Annotated in this window: 3 protein-coding genes; all 3 read right to left on the reverse strand. The window is 47.3% G+C overall.

Annotation, left to right across the window (positions count from 1 at the left end; genetic code table 11):
• Positions 1–1,251, reverse strand: a 1,251-nt coding sequence (locus CD000_RS19675) for a phage portal protein (RefSeq protein WP_096225797.1), incomplete at its 3' end; no start/stop codon positions are given.
• 16 nt (positions 1,252–1,267) lie between these two features.
• Positions 1,268–1,453 (reverse strand): hypothetical protein, encoded by a 186-nt coding sequence (locus CD000_RS19680; RefSeq protein ID WP_096224892.1) that lies wholly within the window; start codon positions 1,451–1,453, stop codon positions 1,268–1,270.
• Between the two features lie 4 nt (positions 1,454–1,457).
• Positions 1,458–2,333: terminase TerL endonuclease subunit (locus tag CD000_RS19685; protein ID WP_233130448.1), on the reverse strand; the 876-nt coding region annotated here is incomplete at its 5' end.

Consider the following 2,333-nt stretch of genomic DNA (forward strand, 5'->3'; position numbering starts at 1 on the left):
TGATTGCCCACTGTCACCACCTCCTTTCATGTACTGTTGGCCGGCCATCGTCAATGGAATAACGTTACCATTAAATACAAGCTGGTCACCGCCAGGTAAAGGTGGCTTCTCTTCTAATGCCCTCGCCTCGTTCGGCGTAATAAAACCTTTCTCAATTCCGATGCCATACGCTTCATAACGCGTTTTAATGTCGCTTCTAAGCATGCTGTCAACGTTGAATTTCACGTAATATCCAGCGTCAATTTCACTGTCAAGAAACAATTTATACGTCATCTCTTGCTCATACATTGTTAAAATCGGCAGCAATGTATCCACGTAAAACTGCCGTTGCTGTTCGGCTACATTCGTATGAGTTGCCCGGCTTAAATCGTTGAGTTGGTGCATTTTTATACCAAAAGCCGTTGCAATTTGCCTGATTGTTAGCTCCGTATTTTCAAGAAACTGCGCATCGGACATCGTCAAACTGATCGGCTTAAATTCGTACCCGATCGGCATGAGCGCGATGCGGTGACTGTTTTTCAGTCCTGAAGACATTTCCTCGAATTTTTCTCGGAATTTCTTCTGCGCTTCCGGGTTTAGATCGCCAACATACTGGACGATTCCTTTCACTTGCAACCCTTGCTTGTAAAAATTATTGATAAACCGGCCGGCCGCCGCCGCATTTTCCACCGTCGCCCGCAAATAATCAAGAGGAGGAACCCCGACAATGCCATCGAGTGTCACACCACTTTTAAAGTGCAAAATTTCGTTTGGCATGAGCTTCCGCCGCTCGGTTCCGACATCGACTTCATACCAGATGTGGTTTTTGCTGCTGAAAAGGCCGATATCGTCAATCCAAATGCGCACTTTACCCGCATCGATCGGCCAAAGCCCCACAATTCTGCCCTTTTCGTCCGTCTCAATGTTGACGTATGCATTACCGTGTATGTTCCGCTGCGTCTCATTGCATTTGGCGAAGTCAGAAGCTGACATATACGGATTGGGACGGAGCTTTAGCAACTTATATAAATAGTGCTTCACTGCCTTATTGACGCCGGTTTCGCCCTCGAGATAAATCTTCAATGGGAGCTTTGACAGCGATTCGGCTAAAATTTTGATACAAGCGTAAACCGTCGCTTCTTTCAGGGCATTTTTCCCATAAACGTTGACCTCGCCAGGAGAAAGGCCGAGAAAATCTAAAAGCGCCGGATCATTTAGGCTGTATTCTGTGTATTCAGTACTTCTTCGCTCCAAAGCACGCCGGAAAAACATTCATTCCTCACCTCCCTCACGGCGGATAACGCTTCGGTGGATGCAGCGCTGCAAAAATGCCGACGGCTAAACAAGAAAAACCCAGCATATACAGCCCTGCCGTCACGCTTAATCGGAACGTCGCGATGTTGATAAGCACTAGACCAATGAAAATAAAAAAATCTTCCGCGTAATCACGAAAGATTTTCCGTAATTTTTTCACTTTATCAACCCCACAGTCTGTCTAAAAAGTCATCGGTCGCAAATTCCGATACGTCAACCGACTCGACATTTGCAAACATCGCCCGGGCGTGGGCATTAATAAGCGCCGCCAGTGGGTCGATCCGGTCCGTGCTCTTCGATTTATCCAGCATAATGTTCTCCTGGGCGTCTTTTCGTGTCACCGCGTTGCCGACTGCCCATGTTAAAACGGGGTTTTGGTTGTGAATGATCTTCTTTTCAAACACTTTTGTCCGGAAATTTTTCGTCGGCTCCGTCAAATAGCGAATCCCCTGCGGAATTTCTACCGTCGTGAAGCCATCTGCTTCAAGCTCCTGCATTAAATGCCGCGCATTGTACTTGTCATAGCAAATTTCCTTCACCAAAACGCCGTATGTCGGCTCAATTGACTTGATATATTCGCGCACAAACGTATAATCGACGACCGCTCCTGGTGTGGCGGTGATCCAACCTTGACGAACCCATTGATCGAACGGCATTTTATCAGTCTTGACCCGCTCATCGAGCTTTTCTTCCGGTATGAACGAGTGGGACAAGACGACAAATTTGCCGTCATTCAAAGGGATTTCGATGGAAACGCTCGTTAAGTCGGTCGTTGCCGACAAGTCAACGCCTACATACGCATCCAATCCACTGATATCCGGCAGGTTTTCCGTGCCGCAGGCCGCCCAGCGCTCGGCCGAAATATAGGCTTGCTCGCGCTTATTGATCCAAACATTCATGTTTTTGGTTAAAAAATCGTCCATTTTGTCCGGTTTTTCCAGCGCTTCTTTCAGCTTGGCGCGAATATTTTCTACCCCTTCCGGATAGGAAGCCGCAATCGGGTTCGCTTTCAGCCATGCTTTTTCATCCTTAATGTCATC

The organism is Geobacillus sp. FJAT-46040, assembly GCF_002335725.1.
Classification (GTDB): Bacteria; Bacillota; Bacilli; order Bacillales; family Anoxybacillaceae; genus Geobacillus; species Geobacillus thermoleovorans.